This is a genomic window from Streptomyces sp. NPDC101237 (assembly GCF_044767465.1).
GTDB lineage: Bacteria > Actinomycetota > Actinomycetes > Streptomycetales > Streptomycetaceae > Streptomyces > Streptomyces gramineus.
The window spans coordinates 107,618-130,323 of record NZ_JBIWNY010000002.1 but is presented as its reverse complement, the minus strand read 5'-3'; the positions used below and the strand labels follow the sequence as shown (position 1 = coordinate 130,323).

The 22,706-nt window shown below is 69.7% G+C and carries 24 protein-coding genes; 10 read left to right on the top strand and 14 right to left on the bottom strand.

The features are described 5' to 3' along the window. Window positions 1–3: 3 nt before the first annotated feature. Genes ACIRQ9_RS03505 through ACIRQ9_RS03495 form a run of 3 tightly spaced genes read right to left on the bottom strand, consistent with a single transcriptional unit; the run spans window position 4 to window position 2,902 of the window. Complete coding sequence (locus tag ACIRQ9_RS03505; protein ID WP_404166743.1) at window positions 4–1,311, bottom strand: CpaF family protein; 1,308 nt, start codon at window positions 1,309–1,311, stop codon at window positions 4–6. Continuing rightward, window positions 1,308–2,147: a hypothetical protein gene (locus ACIRQ9_RS03500; RefSeq protein WP_404166741.1), complete on the bottom strand. Its 840-nt coding sequence runs from the start codon at window positions 2,145–2,147 to the stop codon at window positions 1,308–1,310. The genes ACIRQ9_RS03505 and ACIRQ9_RS03500 overlap by 4 nt, the downstream gene beginning before the upstream one ends. Before the next feature lie 14 nt (window positions 2,148–2,161). Further along, window positions 2,162–2,902: a hypothetical protein gene (locus ACIRQ9_RS03495; RefSeq protein WP_404166739.1), complete on the bottom strand. Its 741-nt coding sequence runs from the start codon at window positions 2,900–2,902 to the stop codon at window positions 2,162–2,164. Between the two features lie 462 nt (window positions 2,903–3,364). Here ACIRQ9_RS03495 and ACIRQ9_RS03490 point away from each other — a divergent pair, with 462 nt between their 5' ends. Further along, window positions 3,365–3,496, top strand: a complete 132-nt coding sequence (locus tag ACIRQ9_RS03490; protein ID WP_404166736.1) for a hypothetical protein — start codon at window positions 3,365–3,367, stop codon at window positions 3,494–3,496. Window positions 3,497–3,503: 7 nt separating this feature from the next. Here the strand turns inward: ACIRQ9_RS03490 and ACIRQ9_RS03485 are convergent, their stop codons facing one another. The 5 genes from ACIRQ9_RS03485 to ACIRQ9_RS03465 form a co-directional block, all read right to left on the bottom strand. After that, window positions 3,504–4,103: a hypothetical protein gene (locus ACIRQ9_RS03485; protein WP_404166733.1), complete on the bottom strand. Its 600-nt coding sequence runs from the start codon at window positions 4,101–4,103 to the stop codon at window positions 3,504–3,506. After that, window positions 4,103–4,696, bottom strand: coding sequence for a hypothetical protein (locus tag ACIRQ9_RS03480; protein ID WP_404166730.1), 594 nt, complete (start codon window positions 4,694–4,696; stop codon window positions 4,103–4,105). Before ACIRQ9_RS03480 ends, ACIRQ9_RS03485 begins: the two co-directional genes overlap by 1 nt. A 65-nt stretch (window positions 4,697–4,761) precedes the next feature. Further along, window positions 4,762–5,565: a hypothetical protein gene (locus tag ACIRQ9_RS03475; RefSeq protein ID WP_404166727.1), complete on the bottom strand. Its 804-nt coding sequence runs from the start codon at window positions 5,563–5,565 to the stop codon at window positions 4,762–4,764. Between the two features lie 46 nt (window positions 5,566–5,611). Continuing rightward, window positions 5,612–7,018 carry a hypothetical protein gene (locus tag ACIRQ9_RS03470; protein ID WP_404166724.1) on the bottom strand — a complete coding sequence of 469 codons (1,407 nt, stop codon included), beginning with the start codon at window positions 7,016–7,018 and terminating at the stop codon, window positions 5,612–5,614. Next, a complete protein-coding gene (locus ACIRQ9_RS03465) occupies window positions 7,015–7,317 on the bottom strand; it encodes a hypothetical protein (protein ID WP_404166721.1) in 303 nt (100 codons plus the stop codon). The genes ACIRQ9_RS03470 and ACIRQ9_RS03465 overlap by 4 nt, the downstream gene beginning before the upstream one ends. A 431-nt stretch (window positions 7,318–7,748) precedes the next feature. Between ACIRQ9_RS03465 and ACIRQ9_RS03460 the strand changes: the two genes are divergently transcribed. From ACIRQ9_RS03460 to ACIRQ9_RS03430, 7 genes are all read left to right on the top strand, one after another. Continuing rightward, window positions 7,749–7,907, top strand: coding sequence for a hypothetical protein (locus tag ACIRQ9_RS03460; RefSeq protein WP_404166719.1), 159 nt, complete (start codon window positions 7,749–7,751; stop codon window positions 7,905–7,907). A gap of 63 nt (window positions 7,908–7,970) precedes the next feature. Further along, window positions 7,971–8,273, top strand: coding sequence for a hypothetical protein (locus ACIRQ9_RS03455; RefSeq protein WP_404166716.1), 303 nt, complete (start codon window positions 7,971–7,973; stop codon window positions 8,271–8,273). Window positions 8,274–8,331: 58 nt separating this feature from the next. Further along, window positions 8,332–9,519, top strand: coding sequence for an enoyl-CoA hydratase/isomerase family protein (locus ACIRQ9_RS03450; RefSeq protein ID WP_404166714.1), 1,188 nt, complete (start codon window positions 8,332–8,334; stop codon window positions 9,517–9,519). A gap of 50 nt (window positions 9,520–9,569) precedes the next feature. Then, window positions 9,570–10,442 carry a hypothetical protein gene (locus ACIRQ9_RS03445; protein ID WP_404166711.1) on the top strand — a complete coding sequence of 291 codons (873 nt, stop codon included), beginning with the start codon at window positions 9,570–9,572 and terminating at the stop codon, window positions 10,440–10,442. Then, the gene (locus ACIRQ9_RS03440) at window positions 10,439–11,104 is read left to right on the top strand and encodes a hypothetical protein (protein ID WP_404166708.1); all 666 of its coding nucleotides are present in this window, start codon (window positions 10,439–10,441) and stop codon (window positions 11,102–11,104) included. Before ACIRQ9_RS03445 ends, ACIRQ9_RS03440 begins: the two co-directional genes overlap by 4 nt. Before the next feature lie 345 nt (window positions 11,105–11,449). Next, window positions 11,450–12,121, top strand: coding sequence for a hypothetical protein (locus tag ACIRQ9_RS03435; RefSeq protein WP_404166705.1), 672 nt, complete (start codon window positions 11,450–11,452; stop codon window positions 12,119–12,121). A 65-nt stretch (window positions 12,122–12,186) separates the two neighbouring features. Then, window positions 12,187–13,203 carry a hypothetical protein gene (locus ACIRQ9_RS03430; RefSeq protein ID WP_404166702.1) on the top strand — a complete coding sequence of 339 codons (1,017 nt, stop codon included), beginning with the start codon at window positions 12,187–12,189 and terminating at the stop codon, window positions 13,201–13,203. Between the two features lie 106 nt (window positions 13,204–13,309). On the opposite strand, the gene ACIRQ9_RS03425 is transcribed toward ACIRQ9_RS03430, so the two are convergent. Genes ACIRQ9_RS03425 through ACIRQ9_RS03405 form a run of 5 tightly spaced genes read right to left on the bottom strand, consistent with a single transcriptional unit; the run spans window position 13,310 to window position 16,743 of the window. After that, complete coding sequence (locus ACIRQ9_RS03425) at window positions 13,310–13,876, bottom strand: hypothetical protein (protein ID WP_404166699.1); 567 nt, start codon at window positions 13,874–13,876, stop codon at window positions 13,310–13,312. Continuing rightward, a complete protein-coding gene (locus tag ACIRQ9_RS03420; protein WP_404166697.1) occupies window positions 13,873–14,541 on the bottom strand; it encodes a hypothetical protein in 669 nt (222 codons plus the stop codon). The genes ACIRQ9_RS03425 and ACIRQ9_RS03420 overlap by 4 nt, the downstream gene beginning before the upstream one ends. Beyond that, a complete protein-coding gene (locus tag ACIRQ9_RS03415; RefSeq protein WP_404166694.1) occupies window positions 14,538–15,116 on the bottom strand; it encodes a hypothetical protein in 579 nt (192 codons plus the stop codon). The genes ACIRQ9_RS03420 and ACIRQ9_RS03415 overlap by 4 nt, the downstream gene beginning before the upstream one ends. Before the next feature lie 50 nt (window positions 15,117–15,166). Continuing rightward, the gene (locus ACIRQ9_RS03410) at window positions 15,167–16,441 is read right to left on the bottom strand and encodes a putative T7SS-secreted protein (RefSeq protein ID WP_404166691.1); all 1,275 of its coding nucleotides are present in this window, start codon (window positions 16,439–16,441) and stop codon (window positions 15,167–15,169) included. After that, window positions 16,438–16,743 (bottom strand): hypothetical protein, encoded by a 306-nt coding sequence (locus ACIRQ9_RS03405; protein ID WP_404166689.1) that lies wholly within the window; start codon window positions 16,741–16,743, stop codon window positions 16,438–16,440. Before ACIRQ9_RS03405 ends, ACIRQ9_RS03410 begins: the two co-directional genes overlap by 4 nt. Before the next feature lie 78 nt (window positions 16,744–16,821). Between ACIRQ9_RS03405 and ACIRQ9_RS03400 the strand changes: the two genes are divergently transcribed. Beyond that, window positions 16,822–17,514, top strand: coding sequence for a hypothetical protein (locus ACIRQ9_RS03400; protein ID WP_404166686.1), 693 nt, complete (start codon window positions 16,822–16,824; stop codon window positions 17,512–17,514). A gap of 73 nt (window positions 17,515–17,587) precedes the next feature. Here the strand turns inward: ACIRQ9_RS03400 and ACIRQ9_RS03395 are convergent, their stop codons facing one another. Next, a complete protein-coding gene (locus ACIRQ9_RS03395) occupies window positions 17,588–17,893 on the bottom strand; it encodes a WXG100 family type VII secretion target (protein WP_351317920.1) in 306 nt (101 codons plus the stop codon). 237 nt (window positions 17,894–18,130) lie between these two features. Here ACIRQ9_RS03395 and ACIRQ9_RS03390 point away from each other — a divergent pair, with 237 nt between their 5' ends. Further along, entirely contained in the window at window positions 18,131–22,705 is a 4,575-nt protein-coding gene (locus ACIRQ9_RS03390) for an FtsK/SpoIIIE domain-containing protein (RefSeq protein WP_404166683.1), read from the top strand. Window position 22,706 lies beyond the last annotated feature (1 nt).

Sequence of the window (22,706 nt, the reverse complement as noted above, 5' to 3'; positions counted from 1 at the left end):
ACATCACCCCCAGGCCCCGTGCGGCTGGTAGCCGTAGGCCATCAGGTCCTCCAGGCAGGCTATGGGCGCGTGCGGTACGACCCGGCCGTCGGGGGCCTCCGCGAACACCTCGCTGGACAGCACCCGCCCGTCGACGCCGTTGACCTCGCGGACCGAGGTGACCATGCGCTGGAGGCGGCCGCCGGTCTGGTAGTTGTTGCGCCGCTGGATGAAGACGACGAAGTTCACCGCGCCCGCGATCAGCATCTGGCTGGCCTCGATGGGCAGCCGTTCGGAGGCCTGGAGCGCGTAGGTCGAGATACGGTTGAAGACCTCGCTGGAGCTGTTGGCGTGGATCGTGGACAGCGATCCGTCGTTGCCCTGCGACATCGCGTTGAGCATGGTGACGATCTCGTCGCCGAGGACCTCGCCGACGATGACCCGCGAGGGGTTCATGCGCAGGGAGCGGCGGACCAGTTCGGCCATCGAAATGGTGCCCTGGCCCTCGGAGTTGGGCAGCCGCTCCTCGAACGCGACGACGTTCGGGTGCAGGTCGTGGAAGGTGTCGAGGCCCAGCTCCAGCGCGCGCTCCACGGTGATGAGGCGCTCGTGCGGCGGGATCTCGTTGGCCAGGGCGCGCAGCAGCGTCGTCTTGCCCGCGTTGGTCGCCCCCGCGATCATGATGTTCTTGCGGGCGCGGACCGCGCAGGCCATGAAGTGCGCGACCTCGGGCGTCAGCGTGCCGTTGCCGACCAGGTCGGAGATGAAGACCTTGCCCATGCGGGCGCGGCGGATGGAGAGCGCGGGCCGCCGGGTGACGTCCATGACGGCGGAGAGCCGGGAGCCGTCGGGCAGGCGGAGGTCGAGCTGCGGGTTGGCGGAGTCGAAGGGCCGGGAGGAGAGACCCGAGTAGGCGCCGAGCACCTGGATCAGCTCGACGAGTTCCTCGTCGGTCTCCGCGACCGGGTCCCCCTTGGCCTCGCGGCCGTCGCTGTAACCGACGAACACCTGGTCGCAGCCGTTGATGTCGATGTTCTCGACGTCGGGGTCGTCCAGCAGCGGCTGGAGGCGTCCGACGCCGAAGAGCGCCGCGTGCACGGCGGCCGCGTACTGCTCCTCGGTCTCCGCGTCCAGCGGGGTGCGCCCGGCGTTGATCTCCGCGCGGGCGTACTCCTCCAGGATCTGGGCGATGACCGCGCGGGCGTACTGCCGTTCGTCCTCGTTGGACATCGGCGTGACACCGGACGTCTGGTCCTGACGGCGCTGCTCGGCGATCCGGTCGCCGGCGTCCTGCCGGAACCGCTTGACCAACTGGTGGTCGACAGCGGTCATCGGCCGGCCCCCGCGTGGGGCGCCTGGGTCGGTACGGTCCAGGCGGCGCCGTACTGCTGGTGGATGTCGGCGGTGACCTTGCGGGCCGAGCGGATGAGCAGCGACTTGTCGAGCCGTCCGCGCTTGCGGCCGGCCAGCTGGTCGGCGCCCGCGGGGTCGTCGGCGATCGTGCCGACCACCCGGGCGCCGGTCTGGGCGTGCACGAGCATGTCGTTGACCTGGTTGACCAGCTTGCCGGAGCTCGACGGGTCGGCGACCAGGACGACGCCGATCAGCGGGGTGGCGAGCGCGGCGGCGCCGCGCGGGCCGCCGTGCAGCTTCTGCGCGAGGGCGGCGGCGCGGTCCCGGACCCGGGCGAGCGCCTCCGGCTCGGTCCGCGCGACCAGCAGCACGAGTGCCGCGTGCGGGAACAGCTCCACGGCCGGGGTGTCGCCGCTGATCCGGCCGCAGTCGGCGATGACGTCGGCGGGCGCGTTCGGGGAGTCGGCCAGGGAGGCGAAGGCGTGCCCGAGGGTGGGCCACAGGCCGGCGAGCCCGGCGGCCTGCTCGGCGATGCCGAGTCCGACGAGCACTTCCAGGCCGCCGCTCAACGGCTGCACGTGGTCCCAGAGTTGATCGGGCACCAGGCCGCGCCGAGCGGTGGCCGCTATGGAGAGCATGCCGGTGTTGGGGTTGAGCGGTCCGCCGTGCGCGGCGGCGCTGCGGTAGACCAGGTCGCCGCCGGCCGGGTCGGCCTCGGCGAGCAGGACCCGGCGCGGCCAGACCGCGGCCAGCGCGACGGCCGCGGTGGTGACGCCGGGGGAACCCTTGTCGGCGGCGATTGCGATGAGCGCCATGGGTGGGCCGCCTTCTAGTTGCCGGGGCCGGGAACGTGCACGACGGCGACCGCGCCCGCGGCCGCGGCACGTGCGACCGCGGCGGCGTCGCCCTCGTCCACGAGCAGCGTCAGCAGGAGGTTGCCGGTGCTGATGGTGGCGTTGCTGTCGTCGGACTTGGTGTTGACCTTGGCGTCGGCGACGATCGGCGTGTTGGAGGAGCCGGACGACGAGTCGGAGCCACTCGATCCGGAGCCGGAGCCGGAGCCCGAACCGGAGTTGTTGGTGCCCACGTTGTAGACGGCGACGACGTCACCGGGCTTGATGTCCGCGGGGTACTGGCCCTCCTTGAGGGCGACACCGACGGAGGCCTTGCCGGACGGCAGCGTGCTGCCCTCGGTGAACATGTCGCCGATGACGACGGTGCCCTTGTAGATGGTGGACTTGGCCTTGTAGGACTTCAGCGAGGCCAGCTGGGACCACTTGACGTAGTTGATGCTGTCGTCGGCCGCGACCAGGACGGACGTCGCGTTGTCCTTGGTGACGGACTCGCCGGCCTGGATGTCGTCGGTCACCTTGACGACCTCGATCCGGTCGCCGGCCTGCAGCACGAGCGTCGTGGCGCCCAGCGCGCCGAGCAGGATCAGCAGCACCGCGAGCGCGGCGAGCGCGGGCTTGCGTTCCCGGGGCGGCGTGGGAAGCCGGTCACCGACCGAAGGCTGAGCCGGGCCCGCGGAACGACCGGCGCCCGCCCCCGTACGCTCTTGGATCTTCACGCAACCGCTCCCCGTTACAGCCAAGAAAAACTGTCTGCCCTGAAACTCTGTCAACGCCGTAAAAGCGGACACTCGACGCCAACCACCCGATCCGGCCGATTACTCGGCGCCAGGGCGAGTGTCAAGCGATCGCACCGTATCAGCCGCACATAAGCCCCTCAAGGCGCGCTCGGACACCTTGACCTCAATGGAATCGACGTTCCGATCTGCAACGGTGGTGACCCGAGCGGCGGTTGAGAATCCAGCCACGTCAAGGGACGCCGCAGTGTGCGCCGGTGAATCCTCCCGGCCCTGCTCGCGACCGGTCCGCACGCGACGCCGTCACCGTGCGCCCATGAGGCCTGCACGAACCGCTCACGCCGACGGCCGCTCCCGGACGGCGGCCTGACGGGAATTCCGGATCACCCGGCCGGACGGGGGGACCCCTGGGAGGAGGTCCTGTGGGCGACGGACCTGAGCGCGGTGGCCACCGTCGAGCGATGCCCGTTCAGCGTCGGCGGGCGGGACTTCAGGATCACCTTCACGGACGGCTCCCGGTGCCGGCTGACCTCCCTGGAGGGTGAGGAACTCGTCGCCCGCCTGACGGCCGCGTGACCCCGGTCTAGGCGGTGACCCGGACCGTCAGGGCCAGTTCGTCGGTCAGCTCGCACAGGGCGTCGGAGCGGGCCGGTGCCCGCCAGGACGTGAACAGGACGAGCGCCCAGGCCGGGTCGGCGCGGATGCCGTACGCGCAGGTCTCCGTGACGGTGCCCAGCCCGTCCGCGTCCACGTCCTGGACGTAGGCGTGCCGTACCCGCACCGCCGGGCCGGCGGGCAGGGTGCGCGGCTCGCTCTCGGGCGGCCGGTAGGAGACGGGGGTCGGAGCGGCGAGGAAGCCCCGCAGGAGATCGACGGTCATCGCCGGATGCGTGGCGTCGGCGACCAGCACGGACAGTTCGACGCGGGCCAGTTCGCCGAGGCGGGGTTCCGGGACGTACGACAGCGCGGTGACCGGACCGCGCTCGCGGGAGTCCGCGGCGGCCTCGCGGAGTTCGGCGGCGAGGGCCCGCCGGAGCCGCTGGTGTGCGCCGTCCGGGCCGACACGGCGCGCCGCCGCCTCCGCGGCCCACGCGTCCAGGTCGACGTCCGTCGCGCGCACCGGAAGCGACACGGCGTCCTCGGGCACCCTCATACGCACCGTGGACGCGGCGAACTCGGGCATCAGGCCATCCATTGCAGCGTGCGGGCGACGGAGTCGAAGAGGCCGACCAGGGCGTCGGCGAGCGGCTCCATCGGCGTGGAGAAGGAGAGCAGCAGCCGTTGGTCGCTGCGCGGGACGGCGAGATGCACGTCCAGGTGCGTGACGGCGAGCCTGTTGCCGTCCGGGTCGTCGGCGGCAGGGCGGCGCAGGTGGCGGTGGCGTACGGCGGGACCGGCCGGAAGGTCGACGAGTGTGACGTCTTCCGTCCCCGGGTCGGCACGCAGCGCCAGGGAGCGGGCGATGTCGCCGAGGTCGCCCGCCCCGGTGCCGGGAGCCGGACGCAGCAGGGTGACGACCAGACCGGCGGAGACCGGGACCCGGCCGAGGATCCGGTTCATGAGGTACATCTCGACACCGCCGTTGGCGTGCGCGGCCTCGGCCTGCTCCCGCATCCGCTCCGCGAGCGCGGCCGCCAGCCGGGGGTCGGCCGCCGTACGCCGCAGACCGCGCTTGACGATCTTGTCGATCCGGTAACCCCACCGGTCGGGATCGAGCACGATCCGCTCCCAGCCCTCGGGAACGGCGAGGCGGTAGTCGGAGGGGGACGCGGACACGTGCGTGCCCGCTCCCGCGACGGGTCCGCCCGGGTGGGCCCCGGACGCGCCGGACGACTCGTCCCTCATCCCGCCGCCCCGATCACGCGGGCGTAGCGGGGGCGCCGGCCCAGGACCACGGCCGTCGCCGGTGCCAGCACGAGCACCGCGGCGGCGCCGAGGCAGACATAACCCTCCAGGAGACCGCCGAGGTCGGACTTGGTGCCGAGGGCGGGCTCGTAGTGCCCCGCCGGGTCCACGACCGCGGGGGCCGTCCGCCCGACGTGGTCGGCGCAGTCGTCCTTGTTGTCGGTCACCTCGTGGAGGGACCCGTCCGACAGCCGGACCCTGCAGTACGTCTCGCGGGTCCCGTGCGTCCACTGATGGGCCGGCGCGGCGATGGTGACCGTCTGCTCCTCCCCCCGCAGCCGCAGGTACCAGGTGTTGGCGAAGTACGAGCCGACCAGGACCAGAACGAGGTAGGCGGCCGCGGTGACGTACCGGACGGCGGCGGCCCCCCGGGAGTCACGGGGCTTGAAGGCCACCCAGAAGACCGGCAGCCCGAGCAGCAGGCCGACGAACGCCGCCGCCGTGCCGATGAACAGGCTCGAACCCAGACAGACGACGGCCGACACGGCGGCCACCAGGAACAGCCGGGCCCACGGCCACACCGGGACGGCGCCGCCGTACTCGGCCCGCTTCGGCCGTCCCCCGGGTGCGGACCCGGAGAACTCGGCCAGGATGGTACGCACCCGCCGCATGCCGTCCGGTCCGGCCGCGACCCGGCGCAGCTCGGGCAGTCCCAGGCCCGCCTCCTCCAGAGTCCGCTGCCATTTCTCGGGCAGATCCGCGAACAGCTCGTCGACGGACCGCTCATCGTCACTCGCCACGTGGTCCTTGCTCTCTCCGCTCGGGAACGTCCGGTGGCCGGCCGGGTCAGCCGCCGGTGCTCCACTGCCAGTTGTAGAACGGTGTGCCGCCGGCCCCGATGCCCGGGATCTCCTTCACGTGCCGCAGGAGGTTCGGGCCGGTTCCCCACGGCTCGCCGGAGTGCGCAGGTGCCAGGTTCGACCAGCCGGCCAGCAGTGGCAGCGTCTGGCTGCCGTAGTAGAGCGCCTTGGCCTGGCCCGCCATGGTCTTGAAGGAGGAGTCCGCGATCTCCGACAGTTCCGGCGCCGAGTCCGCGAAGGCCTTGGCGGCGGCGTGCGCCGCGGGCGCGTCCCGGATGTCGGTCGCGAACGCCTTGAGGTTCAGCGACTCCTTGACCACCGACCGCATCCGCGGCAGGAGCGTGGTGGGCCCCTCGGACAGCGCCTTGCCGATCTCGCCGGCCTTCACCCCGTTGAGGGTCTCGGCGAGTTCACGGGCCGCGGTCGGGTTCAGCCCGATCTCCCGGGCCAGTTGGAGGTCCTTGACCGCGGAGGCGCCGCGGGCCGCGGTGGCGGCCTCCCTGGCCGTCGTCCCGAGGATCCGGCCGGCGCCGAACGACAGCACGCCCACGACGTCGATGGCGACGTCCAGCCAGGTGCCCTTGCCGTCCAGCGCGGAGACGGTGTCGCAGACCAGGGCGACGACGGAGGCGACGAGCGCCAGCGCGCCCAGCACCTCGCCGAGGACCGGTACCCAGCTGAGGACGAGGGCCAGCACGCCCAGGACGGCCGCGGCGACGCCCGCCCAGTGCCCGACGTCGGCGACCCAGTCCTTCCAGTTGTCCCACCAGTGGTGGGCGGGGTCCTTCAGACCGTCGTGGTCGACGGCGTCCCGTATCGCCTTCGCGGCGTACCCGGCCTGGGTGTCGCGGTAGTCGAGCGCGGCGCGCAACTCTCTTTTCGCGGCATCGAGTTCACCGTCCGAGGCGTCCTTCTGCCGCTTCAGTCTCTGCTTGTCGGGGTGGTTGTCGTCGGCGGAGGGGTGCTGATCGATCTGCTTCTGGTAGCCGCGGCTGTCGGTGTCGGCCGCGGCGGCTTTCCTGAGCGCGGCGCGGACCCGGTTCTGCGCGTGGCCGAGCGCGGTGGCCCAGTTCTCCCGGACCTGGTCGGCGATGGGCTCGTACGGCACGGAGGACCCGAGGGCGGCACCGGCCGCGGCGTACCGCTGGTGCGACTGGCCGAGCAGTTTGACGGTTTCCCCGGTCCTCCTGGTGAACTCGCGTCCCGCGTCGGAGTCCCATCCGTTCCCGTCGACCAGGTTGTTCAGCTTGGCGGCCTGCTCCTCGATGAGTCGGGCGGTGTCGGAGATCCGCTTGCCGAGCCGGGCGACCTCGTACGGGTCGCCGGGCGTGAACTCCTTGTCGTCGTACCGGGCCGTCTGCCAGTCGACGCCGGAGAAGTCGCGATCGCTCACTTCTCCCCCGGCTGGGCCTTGAGCAGCGCGTCGGCGAGATGCTGGTCGAGCCCGTCGTAGGCCTTGGCGGCCTCGCCCGCGGTCCTCCCGAGGAACTCCAGCCCGTCGCAGAGCTGCTTGCGCTTCTTCTTCCAGTCGTCGGCGAAGTCGTCGAGCGCGCCGGCCACGTCGCCGGAGCCGATCTCGGACCCGTACGAGTCGACGAGATCCTTCGCATGCTCGAAGTTGGACTTCAGCTTCGCGACGGACCGGCTGATCTCCCGCAGCTCCGTCGCGGACACCTTGACGTGATCCGCCACCCCTACCCCCGTGAACACCTGCGTGCACGACCGCCCCACGAGGCGCGGGGGGTCAGGGTCACTGTGGGTCGAGAGTTTGCACGGCTTCAACCAACAAGCCGCAAAGGGCGGACCAAGGAGAGACACCGAGGCGACGGGAACCGAGATGCCCGTCCTCTCCCGGTGACCGAGGACACGATCCGCACACGGAACCGTGGGGGCGGGGCGCCCCGAGTCGCGTTCCCCCACCGCGGCCCAGGTTCGCGCTGGCGAACCGGGAACCACGCCGATAGCGTCTGTACCCTTGCCGAACTCCATTCTCACGGGGAGCCCACAGTGAAGCGCCGCGCTTTGCCCGTCACTGCCACCGCACCCCGAACTCCGACGGCTCGATCGGCGAGAGGTACGGCAGGGGCGCGGCCGATCGCGTCCCGCCCGGCGAGACCGAGTACGTGCGCTCGTCAGGGCACCGCGCTCACCCCGTCAAGGCGACCGTCACCTGGCACATCAGCCGGCAGGGAAGCGAAGGCGCGGGCGGCGACCGGCCCGACGAGACCTGCGGCCCCGCCCAGGACCTCCCCCTCCAGGCGGTCCAGGCCGTGAACCGCTGATCGGCGGCGGGGCTCTCCACAGCCTCGGCAATCCCTCCCGTCGCAAGAGACCGGAATCCGAACATGACTGACCTGCGCCTCGAAGACACGATCTTCCAGGACCTGAAGAAGACCTTCTCCTCGATCAGCGACCGTATGGAGACCACCCGCCGCGCACTCCGCAGCGCGGATGCCACGGCCGTCGGCGAGAAAGACCTCGTCGAAGACGTCCAGGACTTCGCCGGCGACTGGGAATACGGCATCAAGCAGCTCGGCAAGCACACCCAGGGTGCCGTGAAAATGATCGACAAGATCGGCGAGAGCTTCGGCAAACTCGACCTGGACCTCGCCGAGTCCCTCAAGGCTCCGCGGCAGAAGGGCAAGTGACGTGGCTGGGCATCGGCCTGCCTTCCCCCACATAGGCTGGGACCCCACACCGGGGAGCGTGGAGGACACCCGCGACCTCGCCCGACAGCTCGGCAAGCTGGCCGGCGAACTCGGCACGGCACTGCAGGAGCTGGAGCGCATCGAATGCGGCGCCTGGAAAGGCAAGACCGCGATCGCGTTCACCGACTACATCGGCCAGGACGTCACCCCGCTGGTCCGCAAGAGCCACGACTCCTTCGACAAGGCCTCCCGAGCCCTGCACCGCTGGGCCGGAGACCTCCAGGACTTCCAGGATCGGGCGGACCGGCTGGAGAAGAGTGCAGGCGAGAAGCTCGACGCCAAGGCGAAGGCACAGGGGAAGGCCGGCAGCGACGGCAGCATGGAGCTCGGCAGGGCCTCCAGCGCGGTGGACGGCGTCATCCAGCAGGTACACCAGTTGGAGGAGGACTACCGGGCCGCCGCCCGCCAGATCAGCAAGGAGCTGGACAAGGCCGGCGACATCGCGCCCCATGAACCCGGCTTCTGGGACAAGCTCGGGCACGGGGTCGCGGACGCGTGGGACGCAACCGGCGACTGGATCAAGGATCACGCCGATCTGATCAGATTGGTCGGTGACCTGCTCGGCGATCTGAGTTGCATCCTGACCGTGCTGGCGATCATCACCGCGCCGTTCGAACCGCTCGGCGCCGTCTTCGCCGTGGCGGCTGTGGTCAGCAGTGGACTGGCACTGGTCACCCACCTCGTGGCCAAGGCAGCGGGGGCCGACGTCGGCTGGAAGAGCATCGGGGTCGACGCGCTGGGGGCCATCCCGGGCATCGGAGCCTTCAGCAAGGGCGTCAAGGTCGCGGACGGGGCTACCGCGGTGGCCCGTGCGGGAAAGCTCGGCCCTGGTTTCCAGGGGTTGGAGACCGGCGGTCGGAACATCATCGGTGTCGGCAAAGGGGTCTCCGGCGCCAAGAACTTCACGGTGCTGGGCAAGACGGTCGGTCTCTGGGGCACCAAGACCGGAGGGGTCGTCAAAGCTGAAGGCATCATGAACCGGATGAGCCTGGTCGCCGAGAAAAACATCCGCAGCGGCCAGTGGCTCGGTACTCGTGGCGTCCCCGGCCTGAAGAAGATCGACTCCATGAGCGCGCTGGGGCGAGGCATCGACTCAGTGATCAAGATCGCACCGAAGGCGTTCTCGATGCCTTCGCACATCGGTGACCTGGGGGATCGTTTCCACGAATCCGCCAAGGCACACTGAGAGGACACAAGGCTGTGGACTGGTATCCGGCCCCCGGGGAAACTCCGCGCATGCGAGTGGAGGTGGCCTTCGCGACCGGGATCGCACCGCCTGTGGCGGGGCTGCGTTCCTTCCGCGACACCCAGCGGCACGACATCGAAGCCCAGCTCGGCTGGCCGCCCGGTCCCGGCTTCGCTCCTCGGAGCAAGCCCGACCGGGTCGGAGTACGGGCCTTGGACATCGCACTGCTCGGCATTCCTCGCCTCCTCAACATCATCGCGAACGCGGGCGCGGCCGGCGGCACCTTGTTCGGCGAGCCGGCCGACATCGGCAAGCCGCGGGAGCCGGAGAACGAAGTGGATGACTTTCCCGTGATGTGGGCGGCTCCCGGCGACACGGCGCGGACCCTCCCCTGGCAGCTCGACCCCGCCCGCCGGCCCAAGGCGTACCGAACCGAGCTGGTACTGACCGACCAGCGCCTTGTCATCCTGGGAGAGGACAAGGACGCCGGGTCCGCTCCCACCGAGGAACTGTGGACGGCTGCCCGCCACACGGTCGCCGACATCGAGCGCATGCCGTACTCGGAGGGCGTCTCGGACGTCAGAGTCCGCTTCGGGGACGGATCCTGGACACGTTGGAAGGTCCAGGAAGCACTCAAGCTCGTGAGACGCGTCCGGAACGAACTGCAGCCTGCGGCGGAGGGCGACCTCACGCCGCAGCAGCGCGAGCGCCTCGCCACCCTGGTGGCGTCCCCTCCCCTGCAGATCTCCCGCTCGATCGGCACCATGCTTCCGGTCACCGAACCGCCTTCTCTGGAACGCTTCTCGGACGGCACCGTGATGGTCGAACTACAGGTCCCGCTCTCCAGCGGCACCGTCTGGACCGTCACTCGCTATCTGTCCCCCGACGGCACGGACGACGTCACGAAGGACAGCCCCCGGTGACGGAGCCGATCCTGCTGGAGACAGCCGCGGCTGAACACCCCGTCCCGCCGATGACGTTCGTCGTCCCTGAGGGTTTCCACGCCCTGCCTGTCGCGATCCCCGACGAGGAACGTGCTGCAGTGACGGCGGAGTTCGTACGGGGTGTGTATCCCGGTGGCGACGACGCGCTCTGGCAGTCGACGGCGCCGTTCTACGAACTGGTCGCGGAGGCCATGGCGGCCGCCGGTGTCGCCTACTCGGCCTTCGGTCTGTTCTCCCTGGATTCCGGTGGAGTGGCGCACTGCTCTCTGAGCGTGGCGGCGTACGTCACCGATCATCCCGCCCCCGACATCGCGGCGCAGGGCATTCTTGCCGTCCTTTCCTCCGACGCGGCGAACGACGCGCGTTGGCTCGACCTGCCCTGCGGCCCGTCCGTCGTCAACATCACGGTGCGGGAGATCAGCCTCAATCCCGACGTCACGGCCAGCGGTGAGCGGACCACGCTGCACACCGGCCAGATCCAGGTGCACGTCCCGTTTCCGTCGGGACGCCACACGGCCGTCTTCACTCTGGACACCGCCGCGATCGACTACTGGGACGAGTTCTGCAACATGGTGACGGCCGTCCTTCACACCGTGTCGTTCCCGGAGGCGACGGAACGCATCGACAGCGCGTCCCCTTAGGAGCAGGCCATGACGGTCTGCGTTCGTTTCCGTGCACCTAACGGTCTGCATGGAACAGCCGGCCTACTCGAATATCGGCTCCCATGCCGGAGGGTTTACGTTCACAGCGGGGAACGGCGATGGCGTCTCGGCGTCCCGAACGGGCCGCCCTACCCAGCACACCTCAGCCCACAGCAACGAGATGGTCGCCGTTCCAGCGCTTTCAGGACACAGGTCACACGTCCTCGCGCTCCTATCCGCCCAGAATTATCACCATTCCCAGTGAAGTTCGCGGTGGCGAAACCAGGAACCTCACCGATACCGTCGGATCTCTTGACTGGACTTATGTCTCACGGGGAGATCACTGTGAAGCGCCGTACCTTGCCCGCCGTAACCGCGCTGGCGGCCACGGCAGCACTGCTGTTGACCGCCTGCGGCAGTGGCGACGACAAAGCCGGCGACAACGACAAGATCGCGGGCGCCGACCGGCCGACGAAGACACCGACGGCTTCGGCATCCGCCTCGGGCGCACCGGCGGAGGACAAGCCGGACGGCGTGGACGTGTCCTTGCCCAAGGACGTGAACCTGGTCTTCGACTGGACCAAGCCGAAGGACAAGAACGAGGCGGCCGCGATGGAGGACGCCGCGAACTTCATGCGCTCCATCTACCGGGGCGTCGTCAAGCACTCGACCAAGGACGCGTCGGTGGCCGCGTACGCAACCGGCGACGGGCTCCACTACGCGACCGTGCAGATCAACGAGTGGATGAAGGGCGGCTGGACCGCCACCGGTACCCGCCGCCACTACGACGCCACCACCCGTTCCGCCCCGAACGGCACCTCGGTGGAGGTCGGCTTCTGCTCGGACGCGAGCAAGTTCTACGGCAAAGAGATCAAGACCGGGAAGGTCCTGAAGACCGAGCCCAGCCTCAAGGACTTCGGGTACTACAAGATCATCATGGTCAAGGTCGCCACGGGTGAGAACCTCTGGCAGGCGTCGAAGGTGTACGTCGAGACGGGAGCTCGGCAGTGCCGGTGAACGAATCGCGGCCTTCGCCCCTCGGCACGTGTGCCGCTGTCCTCGTTCTGGCCACCGGCGCTCTCATGCTGGCGGCGCCCAACTCGGTTGCGGACCCGGTGGACTACGGCAAGGGCGGTGACTCGGGCACGAAGGGCGGCGCCGACAAGACCGGCATCTACGCCGCCGCGAGCATCCACTACTCCGGCGCCGTCACCAAGACCGGCGGCACCGGAAACGTCACCTCCTCCGACGTCAACTGGACTCCTCCGCCCTGCTGGTACGCCCCCTACCTCGGTGCCAAGGACTTCAAGAAGAAGATGTCCGGGGAGATCGACAGCGCCAGGAACACGCCCGGCATGGGCGGCACCGCGGGCGCGGCGATCGGTGAGATGCAGCGGCACTACGAGGACGACTACGGCTGGACCGACACCCCCGGTTACAAGGACTACAACGTCGAGAAGGACGGCAAGGGGATGTTCTGGGCCGCCGTCGAGAACCCTGACGAGCCCGACATCCTCAAGCGCGGCTCCTGCAACGACCTCCCCTTCTGGGTGGACAACGGCGACACCCCGCCCGCCCGGTACGAGGAGGCGATCAAGCCGGAGATCCTCGCCGCCCTCGCGTACCAGCGCATGCAACTGCCCGACACCAAGGTGACCCTCGCCCCCGAGGCCACCACCAAGGTGAACCTGCCGACGTGGGCCTGGCTGGACAAGGCCGTCTTCGACGAGGTCAAGGCCACGGCGGCCATCGACGTCCCCGGCTTCGGCATCCAGGCGACGACCACCGCCGAGCCGGTCGCACTCAAGCTCGAACCCGGCACGGCGGACGCGGAGACCTTCCCGGCCTCCGGAGAGTGCGCCATCAACGGCGACGGGTCCATCGGCAGGCCCTACGCCAAGGGCGACGCCGACAGTACGCCGCCCTGCGGAATCAGGTACCTGCACTCCTCCGGTGACGGAGTCTTCGAACTGCGGGCGACGATCACCTGGAAGATCTCCTGGACGGGCACCGGCGGCGCGGGCGGAGACCTGCCCGACGGCACGTTCGGCACCACCCAGGACATCACCGTCCAGGAGATCCAGGCCGTCAACCGCTGATCGGGGGCGGGTGGATCAGAAAGCCGCTGTCCGCCCGCCGTTCGGAGGGGACCGGATCACCTGGGGACAACGCGGACCTTGCCGTGGTCCGCGATCGGCCGGCCGTTCACAGGATCCAGCGCAGGGATTCCGCGATCGATTCGCAGAGCCGGCGCATGGGGCCCGCCACCCCGTCGAGCGGCACCGCGAACGCCAGAACCAGGTAGCCGACTCCGCCGGGCATCTGGACATAGAGGTCCAGAGTCGTCGGGCCGAGGACCCGGACGGCCTCACCCGCGGGCAGGACGACGGTCGAGATCTCGGGGGAAGAGCCGTCGCTCCGCGCCGACCCCGCCCGGAGCGACTCCTGAAGATCACGGGCGGACAGTCCCCGAGTGCGTGGGATCAGCGAGACGATGAGCGAAGCGGGAAGAACACCGCCGCCCTCCAGCTCCGGCCTCAGGAAGAACTCCAACGCACCCGTTCTGACCCCGGCCTCGGCGGTGTTGCGCAGGACGGCCCAGGTCTCCTGCCTCAGGTCGGCCGATACGTTCTTGCCCTCGGCCTGGTGGTCCACGAACGTCTTCAGCTGGGCACGCCAGCGCTCCTGGGTGAGGTCGATGCGGAACCAGTCCCGGGGGACCAGGAGCCGGTAGTCCCTCGGGGGTGCCGTGGCGTCGGGCTCCGTGGTCATGCCGGCATCACCGTCGGCCTGCCCGACTCGTCGAACAGGCGGACGCTCTTCACGACACCGGCGAACATGGCCGAGAAGACGTCCCAGGCCTGGGGGGTGGGGGTGCCCATCTCCAGGACCAGGACCGTTCCGTTGTCGAGCGGTATCTGGACCTGGATGAAGGAGGTCACCACCGGTTCGTCGGCTCCGGAGACGGTGAGACTGCCGGGCAGGCTCGCCTTCCGGGTGCCGATGCAGGACACGGCCGGACCACAGGGCAACTCGATCTCGCCGACCTGGCCCATGTCGAGGTGGCGCATCGTCGAGCCGAGGAACGCGACGGGGCGGGTGCCCGCCCTCTCGTCCAGGTCGATCATGCTGACGGTGACCGTCGCCGTGCAGCGGTCCCCGTCCACCTCCGTCATGACGAAGCCGGAGTACTGGATCCCGGCCTCGACGAACGAGTCGTAATGCGCGGCGACCATGACCGCCCACTCCAGCTGCACCTCGAAGGTGGCCTCGGGCATCACGGAACGGGCCAGTTCGACGAGTTGCTCGGCGGTCTCGTCCAAGGTGTCCGCGTCCATCGGGATCTCGAAGAACCCCTCCGGCATGATCCAGCGGACATCGATGCCCGGGCCGCCGATCGAACTCCGGACGTTCTCCCCTGCTGCTAGGGCGCTCACGACAGCCCTTCCTCCTCGTTGGTCTCCGCCCGGTCGGCTTCGGCGCGGAAGGTGGCCGCGAACGGGTAAGGGCCGTAGTGCGGGTAGTGAGCAGGAATGTCCGCCCCTTCTCTGCGCGCGAGGCGGGCAAGTTCGCGGTATGCCTTGGCGCGGGCTCGAAGATTCTGGCGTACGGGATCGCCCCACTGCGCCGCGGCAGCGCGCACGAAGGCGGTGAGCAGGGCCAGTACGAGTGCGACGGCTACGCTCGAATAGGCGAGACGTGCTGCTGCCGACTCCCAGAACTGGACCACGCCGCCCCAGTACACCGCCGCGCCGAAGCCGACGAACGCCAGAGGAACCCCGGTTTTGAACCCCGCGTTGAACATCGCGACCTCGTCCTGATGCCGCTGCCGGAGCATCCGAAGAACCGCTCGGTCGTCCAAAAAGTCGAAGCGGAGTTCCTCTCGCAGCCGCTCGGCTTCCGTCCCGGCCCTGGGGATCGCGAAGATCACCGCCGCGGGGACCATGCGCACCGGCTCCGTACCCCGGCGGCCGACGAAGTCCCACTCGCCGAGGTCGGTCCTGTCATCCACCTGGTTCGTCCTTCCTTCGCGCTGAGTCCAACGCTGTCATGGCGCTGCGGCTACGCGGCCAGAGCCGCATGGAACGGCTTCGGCGAAGGCTGGGGCGACGGCGAGGGGGTGGGTGCCGGGGTCGGCGTGGACTTCGGCTCCCGATAACCCGTGGTCCCGCCATTCTCACCGCTGAACATCCGGTGCAGCGCGCTGGCAAGACCGTTGCCCTTGATGATCCCGGTGATCTGTTTGCCGCCTACGGGCACGAACTCCTCCGGGAGACCGCCGACGTTGAGTCGCCGGCCCAGCTTGAGCCCTTGGGCCAAGACCCTGTTCGTCAGTTTCACGCTTACGCCGTTGAGGAAGTTGTGACCGACACCGGCGAGGGCGCCGGAGCCGATCTCGCCCAGGGTGCCGAGCTTGCCCAAGGCTTGAAGCTTGGCGATTCCTTCGAGTCCGGAGAGCGCCTTGAACCCCTTGAGAGCACCGAGCCCCGGGAGAACACCGAGGAAGTCCGTGCCGAGCTTCAGCCAGTTGACCTTTCCGCCTCGCACCGACATGTCGTAGGCGTGTCCGGCCAGGGCAGCCGCGCTGGCGAGCACCGCAAGGGTGGCGAAGATGGGCACCAAAACCTCCAGCGGCGGAATGAACGCGCAGATGACCGCCAGGACGGACAGGATGGCAGAGATGTTGGAAAACATGTCAGCCCAGTCGGCCAGCCAGTTCATGAATCCGCCCGGGTCACGCACAGCGTCATGGTGGACCACGTCCTTGATACGGCGAGCTGCACGCTCCCCGGCATCATCGAAGATGTCGCGGGCGGCCTTGACTTCCTTGCGTGCTTGGCCGATACGGTGCAGCGCCTCGTCGCGCTTCTTCTCCCAGCGCTCGTACTCGGGCCTGTCCGCCTCGGGTATCTGACTGACGAGGTACTTATCCGTGAACTTCTTGGCCTCCCGGTCGGCAAGGTCGTGATCGGACTTGGCCTCACGGTAATCCGCCAGGGCCTTGTCGGCCTTCACTTGGGCGCGGTGCAACTCACCTGCGAATTCGCTTGATTCGCCTTCCGCGACCTTTGTGCCCACCGCCTTGGACGCCTCGTCGTATCGCTCGAAGGATTTCTTGAGCCGGTCTCCGGTACCGTCGGCGATCTCGTTGAAAGCACGACCCGCGTCGCTGTCCCAGCCCTCGACCGAGGACAGCGCCTTGATCACTCGCGCCTGCTCGTCGATCATGTCGGCCATCTGACGCAACTTTCGCCCGAGGGCAGCTACTTCGTCAGGATCGCCCGGGGTGGGATCTCCGTCCCACAGCGGCGGCCAGTCACTGGAACGCCTGCTCACTTCTTTCCTCTCCCCGTGTTCTCGGCAATGGCCTTCGCCAACTCGTGGTCGATCTCGTCGTACTTCTGCGCCGCAGCCCCGGTGTAGTCGGCCAGCTTCTTGAGTTCCTTGGACAATTTCTTCCGCGTCTTCTTCCAAGTGGTGCTGAACTCGTCGAAAGCATCCTTCAGACCACCGTGCCCCAGTTCGTCCTGATAACCGTCCGCAGGATTCCCATGCTGATCGAACTCGTTGTGAAGCTTGCCCAGGGTGCGCGAGCACCCCTTGATCATGTCGAGGTCGTACCTGATTCTGTCCGCCATTGAAAAATCCCCCATCACGAACATGAGACACTGCCGAGAGACTTCCCTCGGCAAACGACTTGGAAGGTGGGACGGGCTTTGTCCACGAGCACCGACCGCACCATATGGGACCGACTAGGCGTCACACCCGACGCAGCAGCCTGGTGCACGATCGGCAAGATCCCCCAACCACCCGCCGAGGTCCACCGGGCGACGGAGGCGGGGGCGTTGCGCCCTGCCTCCATGCCACCGCTCGGCGTGCTCGGTGTCGTCCTGGGGACCCCCCTGCTGTACATCGGGAAGTTGCTGGGTCTCGTCGGCGCGGCCGAGGAGGCCGTGGAGCGCATGCTGTCGACGGACGGAGAGCGGGAACGCCACCGTGCCGCGCGGCTCGACAGAAAGCGGCGGGACGCGGCGGTCGTCGAACTGGGCTTGGACAAGACCTTCGACGGCGACTGGAACGGGGCGGCCGGCCGCTTCCTCTTGCAGTGGTACAGCCATTCCTCTCACCATCAACGGCTGGTTGCACCTGTGGGAAATCGCATCCTGCTGGCCGCCCCGCCCAAGCGCGTGTCCGTCCGCCGCGACGCCCTCACCCAGGTCGTCGACGAAATTCCGGCCGGGGACGCCGTCATCGCGAACCCGCTTCCTGAGTTCGACAGCAACAGGCTGCTCCTGCGGTTCAAGGACGGCTCGTGGATCAGGCTGACGACCGAAGAGCGACGCAGCGAACTGCACGCGTACCTGGCGCGCCGACAGCAGCCGGGCGAGTCCAGGACTACCGAGGCCTGACAGCGGGTGCGACGGAGCACAGCACGTGCTCCGTCGCACCGACGCGAACCCGTCCTCGCCGAATCGGCGTCGATCAGCCCTTGGCCTGCTTCGCCAGCTGGTCGTCCAGCTGCTCGTACGCTTCCTTGGCCTTCTTCAGGAAGTCCGAGAGGCCGTGCAGGCCCTGGATCGTCTTGGTGGCGCCCTTGGTGAAGTCCTTCATGGAGTCGTCGTAGGCTCCCGAGGCCTTCTGGGTGGTGAAGCCCTCCTCCACCAGTGCCGAGACACGCTTCTCGATGTTCTTGATCTTGTCTTCGAGCTCGTGCATGTCCTTGATCAGGTCGCCGGCGACCTTCTCCATCTCGGCATACGTAAGGTCCGTGTCTTTGCCCTTGCCCATGTCGGCATCCCTCCCGTTGTGTTGTGGCCGCCCCAGGGCTCGCCCCCGTGGCTTGCTCGGACGGTTCGGCCGGTCCTGACCCGGCCGTCCCATGAGCAAAGATCCTACGGGTGGGAGACACGGGGCCGCAGGGCCCTCGTGCGAGGGAATCGTGAACCGGAGCAATCCCGTTGCGCCCGTGAAAGGCCGTCCGGCTAAGGTCACTCCGAATGTGCCGGGCCTGCGAGGAGGACTGACGTGCGCCTGAGTATGACCGTCGTGGACCCGGTCGGCGGCGCCACCGCCGACGTCGTGCTCGACGCCGATCCCGAGTCGACCGTCGGTGACGTGACCCGGGAACTGGCCGGTCAGGTCGGTCTCGGGCGGCCGGACGGTGACGAGGTCGCCCGGGTCATACCCATCGGGGCGCCGCGCGGGACGTCGGCCGTCCCGGCGGGCGGCCCTCTCGCGTACGTCGACGGCTACGCCCTCGACCCCGCCGCCACCGTCGTCGCCTCGCCGCTGCGCGACGGTGTCGTCGTCAGCCTGCACGATCCGGCCGGATGCGTGCTCGGGGAGCCCACAGGGATCGTGGAGTTCCGGGTGGCCGGCGGTCCCGCGGCCGGCGCCGTGCACCGGCTCGGCATCGGGCGGTACGACATCGGCAGCGGCGCCGCCTCTCATCTCCGTATCGAGGACCCGGAGTTGGCCGCCCGCGCCGCCACCCTCACGATCGCCATCGACGGCACCTGCAAGGTGCGTACGCACGGCGACGGCGCCCGGCTGGACGGCGAGGAGTTCGACGGCGAGGGCGACTGGCCGCTCGGCGCCCAACTCGCGCTTGGCAACAGCCTGTTGGAGATCACCGGTTACGCCCCGCCGAACGCGGCCCTCAAGTGGTCCGACGACGGTGCCGGGCTCGACTACAACCGGCCCCCGCGGCTGCGCCCCGCCGAGCACCAGACGCACTTCTCGCTCCCGAACCCGCCCGGCGACTACGAGGCCCGGCCGCTGCCCTGGCTGATGGCGCTGCTGCCGCTCGTCGGTGCCGTCGTCTCGGTGATGATGTTCGGGCGCTGGTACTACCTGATCATGGCCGTGATGAGCCCCGTCATGCTCTTCGGCAACTACTTCATGGACAAGAAGCACGGGCGCAAGTCCCACGCCAAGCAGCTCAAGGAGTACAAGGAGCACAAGGGCCGGATCGAGGACGACGCGCAGGAGGCCCTGAAGACCGAGCGGAGCGACCGGCGGGCCGCCGTGCCCGATCCCGCGGCCGTGCTGACGTACGGCACCGGACCCCGGACGCGGCTGTGGGAGCGGCGCCGTACCGACGCCGACCACCTGCTGATCCGGTTCGGCACCGGGCGGGTGCCCTCCGAGGTCGAACTCGACGACCCGGAGCAGGACGAGCACAAGCGCAAGGTCCGCTGGTACATCGAGGACGCGCCGGTCGCCCTGTCGCTGCGCGACCTCGGGGTCGTCGGCGTCGCCGGGCCCGGGGACGCGGCGCACGCGCTGGGACGCTGGGCGGTCGCGCAGACCGCCGTCCTGCACAGCCCGATGGACGTGCAGTTCTACGTCCTCACCGACAACGACGCCGGCGGCCGCTGGGACTGGGTGCGCTGGCTGCCGCACTCTCGTCCCGGCGGCGGCCAGGACGTGAACGTGCTGATCGGCACCGACTCCGAGACCGTCGCGGCCCGCGTCGGTGAGCTGACCCAGATCCTCGACGCCCGGCAGAAGGCCCTGCAGCAGGGCGGCCGGAACAAGACGGACGGGCCCGCCTTCGCCGACCCGGACGTGGTGATCGTGTGGGACGGTTCGCGGCGGCTGCGGTCGATGCCGGGTGTGGTGCGGCTGCTGAAGGAGGGGCCGGGAGTGGCCCTGCGGTCCATCTGCCTGGACGAGGAGGAGCGGTTCCTGCCGGGCGAGTGCCAGGGTGTCGTCGTCGCCGAGCCGGTGGCGGCCGAGGAGACGCCCGCGGCGGCCGTGGCGCAGCAGGCCGCCGGCGGCTTCCCGTCCTTCCAGGCCTGGCACCCGCAGGCCCAGCAGGCTCACCGGGGAGCGGAACAGGCCCCGCAGGACCTGGGGTTGCGGCTGCGGGTCGAGCAGAGCGGGGCGCTGCGCAAGCGGGACGTCCGGCCCGACTTCGTCTCCCCCGCCTGGTGCGCCCGGCTCGCCCGCTCGCTCTCCCCGCTGCGGGACATCAGCGGCGAGGCCGAGGACTCGGCGCTGCCCGCCGCCAGCCGGCTGCTCGACGTGCTCCAGCTGGAGCCGCCGAGCCGGGACGCGATCGCCGCCCGCTGGCGGATGGGCGGGCAGTCGACGATGGCGGTCATCGGGGAGTCCTACGACGGCCCGTTCGGCATCGACCTCCGGCGGGACGGGCCGCACGGCCTGATCGCCGGAACCACCGGTTCCGGCAAGTCAGAGCTGCTGCAGACCATCGTGGCCGCGCTGGCGGTGGCGAACACGCCGGAGAACATGACCTTCGTGCTCGTCGACTACAAGGGCGGCTCGGCGTTCAAGGACTGTGTGAAGCTGCCGCACACCGTCGGCATGGTGACCGACCTCGACGCGCACCTCGTGGAGCGGGCGCTGGAGTCGCTGGGCGCCGAGCTGAAGCGCCGTGAGCACATCCTGGCCGCCGCCGACGCCAAGGACATCGAGGACTACCAGGACCTGGTGCGCCGCAATCCCGCGCACCCGCCGGTGCCCCGACTGCTCATCGTCATCGACGAGTTCGCGTCCATGGTGCGCGACCTCCCGGACTTCGTGACGGGCCTGGTGAACATCGCCCAGCGGGGCCGGTCCCTCGGCATCCACCTGCTGCTGGCCACCCAGCGGCCCTCGGGCGTGGTGTCGCCCGAGATCCGCGCCAACACCAACCTGCGGATCGCGTTGCGGGTGACCGACGCGGGCGAGTCGACCGACGTCATCGACGCGCCCGACGCCGGGCACATCGCGAAGAGCACGCCGGGCCGGGCGTACGTGCGGCTCGGGCACGCCTCGCTGATCCCGTTCCAGTCGGGCCGGGTCGGCGGCCGGCGGCCCGGTGCGGCCGACCCCGCGACCCTGGCGCCCTGGGCCGGGGCGCTGTCCTGGCAGGACCTCGGGCGGGCGGCGTTGCGCAAGCCGAAGTCCGAGGCCAGGGAGGACGACGAGATCACGGACCTGAAGGTGCTGGTGGACGCGGTGCGCGAGGCGAACACCGCGCTGGCGATCCCGGCCCAGCACTCGCCGTGGCTGCCCGCCCTCGACGACATGCTGCTGCTGGACGACGTGCCGGCCGTGCGGGCGCGGGGCGCGCTGCCCGCCGCCCCGTACGGTGTCGAGGACCTGCCCGGTGAACAGGCACGCCGTGCGGTCGCCGTCGACTTCGCCGGTTTCGGGCACCTCATCGTCGCCGGTGCGCCGCGCACCGGACGTTCCCAGGTGCTGCGCACCATCGCGGGTTCGCTGGCCCGCACCAACTCCTGTGCGGACGTGCATCTGTACGGCATCGACTGCGGCAACGGCGCGCTCAACGCGCTGACCCGGCTGCCGCACTGCGGGGCGGTCGTCGGCCGCAACCAGACCGAGCGCGTCGAGCGGCTGATGGCCCGTCTCAGCGGTGAACTCGGGCGCCGTCAGGAGCTGTTGGCCGAGAAGGGGTTCGCGGACATCGGCGAGCAGCGGGGCGCCGTCGCGGAGGCGGAGCGGCTGCCGCACATCGTGCTGCTCCTGGACCGCTGGGAGGGCTGGCTGCCCACCCTCGGTGAACTGAACCACGGCGACCTCACCGACCAGATCATGGTGATGATGCGGGAGGGCGCGAGCGTCGGCATCCATCTCGTCCTCACCGGCGACCGGCAGATCCTGGCGGGCCGGATCTCCTCCCTCACCGAGGACAAGTACGGTCTGCGGCTCGCCGACCGGGCCGACTTCTCGATGCTGGACATCAACTCCCGCAAGGTGCCCGAGGAGATCCCGCCGGGCCGGGCCTTCCGCGGCGAGACGGCCGCCGAGACGCAGTTCGCGCTGCTGTCCGAGGACACCAGCGGCCAGGGGCAGAACGCGGCGATCGCCGAGATCGGCGAGGCGGCACAGGCCAGGGACGCCGGGGTGCCGCGCTCCCGGCGGCCGTTCCGGGTGGACGTGCTGCCCGGCCGGATCTCCTTCGAGGACGCCTGGGCGATGCGGGACCCGGCCGCGGCCGCCTCGCCGCTGTGGGCGCTGGTAGGTGTCGGTGGCGACGAACTGACCGCCTTCGGACCGGACCTGGCGCAGGGCGTGCCGGCGTTCGTCATCGGCGGACCGGCCAAGTCCGGCCGTTCGACGAGCCTGTTGGGCTTCGCCCGTTCCTATCTGGCCAACGGCGTGCGGATCGTCGTGGCCGCGCCACGGATGTCGCCGCTGCGTGAACTTGAGGGCCACGAGGGTGTGTTGAAGGTCTTCACCGGCCGGGACGTCGACGAGGACGAGCTGACGGAGGTGCTCGCGTCGGCGTCGCCGGCCGAGCCGATCGTCGTCCTGGTCGACGACGCCGAGGTGCTGGACGACTGCGACGCCGAGGACGTCTTCAAGCGGATCGTGGAGCGCGGGGCCGAGGAGGGCCTCGCCGTGGTCATCGCCGGTGACGAGGACGAGATCTGCGACGGCTTCTCCGGCTGGCAGGTCGACGCGAAGAAGGCCCGCCGGGGCATCCTGCTCTCCCCGCAGGAGTCCGGTTCCGGCGAGTTGATCGGCATCCGGACGACCCGGAACATGGTGGGCGGGCCCGTCACGCCCGGCAAGGGCATGCTGCACCTGGGCAGCGGGGAGCACGTCACGGTGACCACTCCGCAGTAGC

What these genes read in the sequence shown, in the direction of transcription:
- ACIRQ9_RS03505 (WP_404166743.1), bottom strand. Translation starts at nt 1,311, where the DNA reads ATGACCGCTGTCGACCACCAGTTGGTCAAGCGGTTCCGGCAGGACGCC.
- ACIRQ9_RS03500 (WP_404166741.1), bottom strand. Translation starts at nt 2,147, where the DNA reads ATGGCGCTCATCGCAATCGCCGCCGACAAGGGTTCCCCCGGCGTCACC.
- ACIRQ9_RS03485 (WP_404166733.1), bottom strand. Translation starts at nt 4,103, where the DNA reads ATGCCCGAGTTCGCCGCGTCCACGGTGCGTATGAGGGTGCCCGAGGAC.
- ACIRQ9_RS03455 (WP_404166716.1), top strand. Translation starts at nt 7,971, where the DNA reads ATGACTGACCTGCGCCTCGAAGACACGATCTTCCAGGACCTGAAGAAG.
- ACIRQ9_RS03445 (WP_404166711.1), top strand. Translation starts at nt 9,570, where the DNA reads ATGCGAGTGGAGGTGGCCTTCGCGACCGGGATCGCACCGCCTGTGGCG.
- ACIRQ9_RS03430 (WP_404166702.1), top strand. Translation starts at nt 12,187, where the DNA reads ATGCTGGCGGCGCCCAACTCGGTTGCGGACCCGGTGGACTACGGCAAG.
- ACIRQ9_RS03425 (WP_404166699.1), bottom strand. Translation starts at nt 13,876, where the DNA reads ATGACCACGGAGCCCGACGCCACGGCACCCCCGAGGGACTACCGGCTC.
- ACIRQ9_RS03405 (WP_404166689.1), bottom strand. Translation starts at nt 16,743, where the DNA reads ATGGCGGACAGAATCAGGTACGACCTCGACATGATCAAGGGGTGCTCG.
- ACIRQ9_RS03395 (WP_351317920.1), bottom strand. Translation starts at nt 17,893, where the DNA reads ATGGGCAAGGGCAAAGACACGGACCTTACGTATGCCGAGATGGAGAAG.